Genomic DNA, 7,595 nt, shown 5'->3' on the forward strand with positions numbered 1-7,595 from the left:
AAAATAGTCATCAACAGGTTGACAGCATTACCGGTTTCTGTACTTATGACTTTTTTGAGCAATGCCCCCATCGGATGGCATGTGCAAAATGCTCATTTTATATGCCAAAATCTTCATCTGAAGCACAATACTTGGAAGGTCGCCAGAATCTACTCAAGCTGATGCAGGAAATCCCTTTGACTGATGACGAACAAGCCGCTGTAGAAAACGATATACAGGCAGTGGACAAACTTTTGAATAAACTCACTGGGGTCGCAACCCCGGGAAATAAGAGAAAGTAATAAAATAGCTCAGCATTAATTTCAACACCCCAGGGGTAATAAATGAAATTTATTACCCCTGGGGTGTATTGGAATGTACTAAACCATCCAGACTATTCTTTTTTTTCCGAATTTTTCGCATCATTATTAGTCGAGCTTCGAGTTTTTTCAATACCCCAGACAGCCTTTGCAACTTCCTCGATTTTTGCGACAAATTTATCGACGTTAAAACCAGCAATAAATGCCAGCGCAAAGAAACCCATTTCACTAGCTCCTACATTGGAACTAGACTCCAAAACTAACAACCCCGCCTTAAGGAATAAATAACTGATAGCACCTGCGATTGTACTGGTCAGTGGTCGAATGAAATACCATACATGCCAATCTGGATCCCATTTTTTTCTAATGCATTTATTGAGGTAAATTGCACGAAAACAATATAAACAACCACCTATATAGGCAATTGCTCCGCACATCAGTGGCACCCTTAATGGTGCGTAAGGTGTTGGTAACCATCCTAGAGACATAGCCCCAATAGCGTATGTTGCCATACATAACAAAATAAAAAGATAGATAATAATGATTACAATCATCCATTCTTTATTCCGTTTGTTAACATCATTCGCATTCATATAAATCTTCCCTTAATAGGTTTTAGACTCGTCTATTCTGAGCATGATGATCTGCTGTTTGTCATCTATTGAACCATCACTATTCACATCCAAATTTAATCGACGATTAAGATAATATAATTGCGCTTTACGTATGTGTATTTTCGCTTCTCCTTTTACCATTTGATAATCATGTTCAATAGATAGTCGTTTATTCGTATCGTAGTTAGGGTTTGGACCTATTACCACGTCAATAAATGTATTCCAGTCCACATCTTGTGGAATTGATGTCGGTGGGGAAACAAATTCAACGATTTTAAAAAACCTACCAAGAACAAAATCTTTAAACATTGTAGACTTAAAACAATAAGCACGAACATGCCACCGATGCCCATCATGTGCAAATGCTGTCGGGTATAGCGTACGAATTGCTGGTTCATTAGTCATTGAGCGATAATCAACAACCAAAGCCTGTTTTCTTTGCATGGCTCGAATTAAATCAATCAATATTTCAGGTTGTACTTTCCTAGCAGGGAGAGGAAGGCTGGCTACCGGGGGTACCCACCCAATGAAACTATCATCAGGATCCACTATTTCATTTTCTCGCCCAAGTAGTTCATTCAGGTAATGATTACTGTCAAAGCTTGCAAAAACAGGTTTGAAATCAGGAGTCGTAATGTAAGCCTTCTGAGTTCGATCATACACCATGTTGTTTGGCGCAACTTCTTGATATTTTGCCAAGTCTAATGAGGCTTGCGGAACTGAAATTCTGAAAAATGTCGTGAGATCTGCACGGTTAAGCCGACCTTCCCACAGTAGGCGAAAATCGATGAATTCAAGTCGTCTTTCTTGGCCCCAATGACCAGTTCTCACCGTTTTATCACTCATTTATCAATAATTTCCTGTACTTACAATTTAAGCCTAAAAAATATACGTATAATTACTAGACTAGAATAATTACTAGATGTATCTTAGCAGTAGATGCTCTTAACCTCAATCTTTCGTATCCCTAAAGGAGATGTCGATGGCAGCAAAAGTTACTTTTTTCCAAGTCGGCAACGGTGATATGACACTGGTACGTTTGGCCGACACCCGGGGCACATCCATTCTGACTGATGTACATATTCGCTCTGCCGCTGATAACCCCAATGATGACACACCTGATGTTGCCTCGGCGTTACGTAGCAGATTGAAGTATGATGAAAAAGATCGTCCCTTTATTGATGTTTTTATGCTCAGCCATCCCGATCAGGATCATTGCGGTGGTCTGCGTAAACATTTCTGGCTGGGCCGTCCTGAAGATTACCCAGATGACGACGTGAAACGTTCAGAAAAGCGTATCATTATTCGAGAATTGTGGTCATCACCATTGATTTTTCGGCGCCGTTCCAAAAGTCACACACTTTGCGAAGATGCTCAGGCATTTAATACAGAAGCACGGCGCCGAGTAAAATACTGGCGGGAACATGGTTATGCATTTAGCGGTAATCGAATCCTTATCATGGGTGAAGATATTAATGGCAAAACAGATGATCTGAGTGCCATTCTTATCAAAGCTGGAGATACATTCACCAGGATTGACGGGCAAATTTCAGATGTGTTCTCCGCACAGCTTCTGGCGCCCGCACCACATGAAGATGATGAATATTTGGAAGAAGCTCTTTCTAAAAATGAATCCAGTATCATCATGAACATGAAAATACTGCCCTCTGCATATTCCCGTAATCCTATGCACTTTCTATTAGGTGGAGACGCAGAAGTTCTCATCTGGGAGCGATTATGGGATCGTTACAAAAGCAATGCTGAGGCACTAGAATATGATCTTCTCCTCACACCGCATCATTGTTCATGGCATTCACTTTCCTATGATAGCTGGTCACAATGGGGGGAGAATGCTGAAATTTGTGATGCGGCCCGTAATGCTTTAGGTCAGGCTCGTTCCGGGGCAACAATTGTATCGAGTAGCAATCAGATACTTGATGATGATTATGATCCACCGTGCATCCGGGCTAAGCGTGAGTATGAGGATATTCTGGACAGTGTTGATGGTTGGTTTAGCTGTACGGGGGATCTTAAAGATACAGCGTTCCTTGAATTTGAAGTGGCTGGAGACGGGAAGTTAATACCCGCTATTGTTGGTGCTGTTTCAGCTGCGGCAAGTGCTGCTACGGCCGCCGCCCCCAGGGCAGGTGTATCAAACCAATGATCGAATATTTCGAATTGGGTGAGCGCCTCGATTCATCGGGGCGCGATAGCCTTTATCCACAAACGATTTCGCTGCTTAAAGCATGCGAGAATCATCCTTACGTCACAGTCAGAGAATTACGATTTTCTGAAATAAATGATAACTGCTCGGAATATCTAATCATTGATGCTGCTGATGGGACTGTGGCTTCTGGTAATCAAGCCCGTATTCGTCGTAAAGAACGATTGGCTATTGAGGTCAATCCCAAATCAAGCATACCTATCTTGGTTCATGCATTGCGGAAAGATTTCCCTGTTCTTTCTCACCAGCATGCTGGAGAACCTGGCTCACCACGAATTCTTTGCCTATATGAGGTCTCCTGGAGCGCAGTTGAGCGCAGCTGGACACCCGAGAGATTCCTTGAGCGCATTTTTTGGTGGCTTAGAGAATCGGCCGAACTGCATCTACATCGAGAAGATCAGCCACTTGAGCAACTTTTTTATTTGAGTCCCTATCAGCTCATTTTGCCAGCCAATTACCCCGATTATCATCACGCGACTGACAATAAGCTCAGTCTCCAGATGGTCAGTAAGGGGCGACCGATTATTTTAAGGGCTGTACCAGAACAAGATACCTCAAGCGTTAAGCCATTTCGCTTATTAACTATTGCGGTTCCTCCTGTCGATGTTTCTACGGTGGCTACATATCCGGATAATCTGGGAAAATTAGAAGAACAACTTAATGAATGGGGAAGCGAGCTCCTAAAACCACTAACTGACGCTGTTTATGAAGCAATACCAAGTGATGGTATCCGCCCAACGTCTGGTAAAGGAGAAGGCTTACTTATCCTGCTTTGGGTCCCCCGTCTAAGAAACGGAGAAACAGAACGTACGGATGTAATGGGCTATGTTGTGCAAAGTTCATTCGGTGAACTTGCCACTGCACTAGATATGCTGGCGCCAAAAAATGAGCGAGGAGTACAGCATCGCGTACGGCTTCTTGGCGGACCAATTAGTACCAAGTGGCGACAATTACCGCTTTTACCAGTTGAAATACGTTCGGCTATGAAGGCCACACATGCGAGAGACATATCTGCCGTTGATTCAGAGAGTGCAGCTTTTCGAGGTATTTTAGCTGGAGTTGGCGCTCTTGGTAGTACATTGGCTGATATTTGGATTCGAATGGGTTGGGGGACATGGACTTTTATTGATCCAGATCGGCTTCTTCCACATAATTTGTCTCGCCATATTGGGTTTGATTGTCATATTGGAGTCTCAAAACCCCATATTATTCAGCATATTGCCGAATCTATTTATCCGCATGAGCCCCTCCCTCAGGCGATCCATAAAAGTATTCTTGATGACGATGATGATATTGCCAAGGCAGTGAATGAGGCTGACTTAGTTGTGGATGTCAGCACCACCTTTGAGGTGCCGAGGACTCTAGCGTTAAAAGATGATATACCCAGAATAGTTAGTCTGTTTCTGACTCCATCAGGTCAGTCTAGCGTGATGTTAATGGAGGATATAGACAGACAATGCCGAATTGATGCAATTGAGGGGCAATACTATCGGGCAATTTTGAGCAGTGAGTGGGGAAGTACTCACCTACAGCACAATTATGGCGATCGTTGGGTCGGTGGTGGATGTCGGGATATTTCTGTACGTATGTCCAGTGAATGTATTCATGTTCATGCCGGTATCCTCTCACGCCAACTTCGCCAGACTGCACTCAAAGGAGATGCTCGATTGTGTATCTGGGTATCTGATGAAATTTCAGGCGCGATGGATGCACATGAAATTGAACTCCATTCCGTGGTATCTATAATTTCTGGCGAATGGGTTGTTAAATATGACCAGGGCTTAGCGCAAAAATTGCAGCACACCCGTTTACAGGCACTGCCTAATGAAACAGGAGGTGCAATTGTTGGCATAACAGATTTTAAGAACAAAACGATTATTCTGGTTGACGTGTTCCCTGAACCTATCGACAGTAAATCCTCTCCAGCCTCCTTTGTCCGGGGAGAAGCGGGACAACAAGAAGCATTAGAACGGGTTCACCAGTTGACCGCTCGTGTTGTCGATTATGTTGGCGAATGGCACTCCCATCCTCAAGGTTTTTCAGCAAAAGCCAGTAATGAAGATGATAATTTAATCAAAAAATTACATCAGAAAATGCGTGTGGAGGGTTTACCTGCCGTGATGCTGATTGTTGCGGAAAACGATATCAATATTGTAGTCAGATAAAATTTTCCTCATCAGCGCTACAACGTTACTTGCAATTCTACATAATAAACTGGCCAAAAAATTCGGCATTCCTATGGGTTTACCCTGGTTTAAGTTGCGTGAGCAGCGCTTCCCGGAGCCCGTGATTGCCTTCTCCAGTAACTACGAGCTGTATGCCAGCATGAGCGCCAGAGTACATTTCTGCCTGGAGGAATTATCATCCCGTGTCGAAGAGTATTCCATCGATGAGTCTTTTATTTGGGCTGGTGGGATTGATAACTGCATGACGTTTGAGGAATACAGACATCAGCTAAGGGATCATGTTTTCCGCTGCACTGGACTGACGATAGGGGTAGGCCTGGCCCCTACAAAAACCCTTACTAAAGCCTGCCAGTATTCCAGTAAGACCTGGCCCCAGTTCGGAGGGGTACTCGCACTGACTGCAGGCCAGAGTAATCGGATAGATAAGATGCTTTCTCTGATGCCGGTAGAGGAGGTGTGGGGGGTTGGTGGACGAACCACAAGTAAGCTTCATGCAATGGGCATAACCACTGCGCTGGAGCTGGCTCGTACTAACCTAACCCTGCATTCATAAGACGAAACTTCACCGTAGTTCTTGAACGAACAGTGAGGGAACTACGGGGGGAAAGTTGTATCGACCTGGAGGATGCCCCGCCACCAAAACAACAGATCATATGCAGCAGGAGCTTTGGGCAGCGTATAACAACGCATGAATCCATGCGGCAGGCAATTTGCCAGTATGCTGAACGTGCTGCGGAAAAATTGCGCCAGGAACGTCAGTACTGCGGTCAGGTATCAGTTTTCATAAAAACCTCGCCTTTTTCAAAACATGAACCCTATTACAGCAAAGTCTCCAGCGAATAGCTCTGCATTCCATCACGTGATACGCGGGACATTATCGCGGCGGCGGGCCGGGCTCTGGATAAAATCTGGAAAGAAGGACATAACTATGCAAAGGCGGGTGTCATGCTCAACGATTTCCGTCCCTGCGGAGTTACCCAGCTATCGTTATTTGATGAAGGTAGGTCGTATGCAAACAGTGACGCGCTCATGAACGTACTGGATACGATAAACAACTCAGGCAAAGGTAAAGTATGGTTTGCCGGTCGGGGCATCGCACCGGCGTGGTCAATGAAGAGAGATATGCTCTCTCCAGCCTATACTACGAGGTGGGACTCGATACCGATCGCTACACTCTGAGGTATCGCAATCAGGAAAAATGCCTTCCGTCTGCTGGTGGTTGATATTTGCTCTGGTGTTACCATTTGGGTATAATGTAATGACCAAATGGAGGTTTGCTATGAAAACTTTTAGTTTGTCCTCAAGTCCAGCCAGACCACAGCGCCTCTGGCAGGTTGCCGGGTTAAATAATGCTGATGGTGTAGCGCTCCTGGGCCAAATCAATGAAGGCCTGGACGGGAAGGTGGTGAACCGGATCACTGACTGGGCCAGAATAACCCAGAATGACCTGAGAAAAATGTCCGGTATCCCGTCAACCACATTTAGCCGCAGTGTGAAGGCACGTTTTAACCCGGAACAAAGTGAACGTCTGGTACGGATTATCCGCGTTATTGATCGGGCGGTAGATTTGTTTGAAGGCGACAGGGAAGCCGCACAGAAGTGGTTGAACGAACCTAACCGGGCATTGAGCTGGAAAGTGCCAGCAGACCTGATGGCATCCGAAACTGGAGCCTATGAGGTCATTAAGCTGATTACGCGTCTGGAGCATGGGGTGTACTCGTGATCCTCTACAGGCTGACGAAAACAAAGTATCTTTCTACGGCCTGGACCGGATATGGTGCGAAAGAGGCTGGTGGGCGCTGGAATAGCGTGGGGGTGTCAATGGTATATGTCTCCGAAACAGCATCACTAACGATGCTGGAGACGCTGGTACACCTGCATGCGGCACAGATAATGGACTCTTTCACGCTACTGAGTATCGATGTGCCTGATGAACTGATCCAAAGCGCAAACATGGATGAATTACCGGACAACTGGGCTGATGAGGATGCGCCTCAGGAACTGGCTGATTACGGAGATGCCTGGTCATTTACCAGGAGCTCGGTTGCACTGCGTGTTCCCTCAGCCTTATCGCCGGTAGAGTTCAATTATCTGTTAAATCCTGAGCACCCTGAGTTTTACGGGATCGTGCAGAAGGCTCAACAGATACCGTTCCGGTTTGATAGTCGTCTTAAACCTGACAGGAAGTGAAGCAAAGGAGGAGAGGGCGTTGTCATGATGCCTGGCGCTCCTGTCCGGTGTCACGGCTTTGTTGAATAAATCGAACTTTTGC

General features: G+C 45.3%; 6 protein-coding genes and 2 pseudogenes. 6 read left to right on the forward strand and 2 right to left on the reverse strand.

Features of this window, described 5'->3' with window-relative positions; genetic code table 11:
* Positions 1-281, forward strand: a pseudogene (locus HMPREF3140_RS07530) (hypothetical protein); the annotation flags it as partial.
* 92 nt (positions 282-373) lie between these two features.
* On the opposite strand, the gene HMPREF3140_RS07535 reads toward HMPREF3140_RS07530, so the two are convergent.
* Together HMPREF3140_RS07535 and HMPREF3140_RS07540 are read right to left on the reverse strand one after the other, a co-directional pair.
* Positions 374-892, reverse strand: a complete 519-nt coding sequence (locus HMPREF3140_RS07535; RefSeq protein WP_032435786.1) for a hypothetical protein — start codon at positions 890-892, stop codon at positions 374-376.
* 12 nt (positions 893-904) lie between these two features.
* Positions 905-1,759, reverse strand: coding sequence for a WYL domain-containing protein (locus HMPREF3140_RS07540; RefSeq protein ID WP_012541818.1), 855 nt, complete (start codon positions 1,757-1,759; stop codon positions 905-907).
* Between the two features lie 136 nt (positions 1,760-1,895).
* Here HMPREF3140_RS07540 and HMPREF3140_RS07545 point away from each other — a divergent pair, with 136 nt between their 5' ends.
* The 5 genes and pseudogenes from HMPREF3140_RS07545 (at position 1,896) to HMPREF3140_RS07565 (ending at position 7,513) form a co-directional block, all read left to right on the forward strand.
* Positions 1,896-3,077 carry a ComEC/Rec2 family competence protein gene (locus HMPREF3140_RS07545; protein WP_023287181.1) on the forward strand — a complete coding sequence of 394 codons (1,182 nt, stop codon included), beginning with the start codon at positions 1,896-1,898 and terminating at the stop codon, positions 3,075-3,077.
* On the forward strand, positions 3,074-5,302 hold the full coding sequence (locus HMPREF3140_RS07550) for a ThiF family adenylyltransferase (RefSeq protein ID WP_032430744.1): 2,229 nt from the start codon (positions 3,074-3,076) through the stop codon (positions 5,300-5,302). Before HMPREF3140_RS07545 ends, HMPREF3140_RS07550 begins: the two co-directional genes overlap by 4 nt.
* 40 nt (positions 5,303-5,342) lie before the next feature.
* A pseudogene (gene umuC / locus HMPREF3140_RS07555) lies at positions 5,343-6,502 on the forward strand (translesion error-prone DNA polymerase V subunit UmuC); the annotation flags it as partial.
* Positions 6,503-6,602: 100 nt separating this feature from the next.
* A complete protein-coding gene (locus HMPREF3140_RS07560; protein ID WP_023287184.1) occupies positions 6,603-7,046 on the forward strand; it encodes a type II RES/Xre toxin-antitoxin system antitoxin in 444 nt (147 codons plus the stop codon).
* Entirely contained in the window at positions 7,043-7,513 is a 471-nt protein-coding gene (locus tag HMPREF3140_RS07565; RefSeq protein ID WP_004144067.1) for an RES family NAD+ phosphorylase, read from the forward strand. Before HMPREF3140_RS07560 ends, HMPREF3140_RS07565 begins: the two co-directional genes overlap by 4 nt.
* Positions 7,514-7,595 lie beyond the last annotated feature (82 nt).

The organism is Klebsiella sp. HMSC16A12, assembly GCF_001808265.1.
GTDB lineage: Bacteria > Pseudomonadota > Gammaproteobacteria > Enterobacterales > Enterobacteriaceae > Klebsiella > Klebsiella pneumoniae.

What these genes read in the sequence shown, in the direction of transcription:
- HMPREF3140_RS07560 (WP_023287184.1), top strand. Translation starts at nt 6,603, where the DNA reads ATGAAAACTTTTAGTTTGTCCTCAAGTCCAGCCAGACCACAGCGCCTC.
- HMPREF3140_RS07540 (WP_012541818.1), bottom strand. Translation starts at nt 1,759, where the DNA reads ATGAGTGATAAAACGGTGAGAACTGGTCATTGGGGCCAAGAAAGACGA.
- HMPREF3140_RS07545 (WP_023287181.1), top strand. Translation starts at nt 1,896, where the DNA reads ATGGCAGCAAAAGTTACTTTTTTCCAAGTCGGCAACGGTGATATGACA.
- HMPREF3140_RS07535 (WP_032435786.1), bottom strand. Translation starts at nt 892, where the DNA reads ATGAATGCGAATGATGTTAACAAACGGAATAAAGAATGGATGATTGTA.
- HMPREF3140_RS07550 (WP_032430744.1), top strand. Translation starts at nt 3,074, where the DNA reads ATGATCGAATATTTCGAATTGGGTGAGCGCCTCGATTCATCGGGGCGC.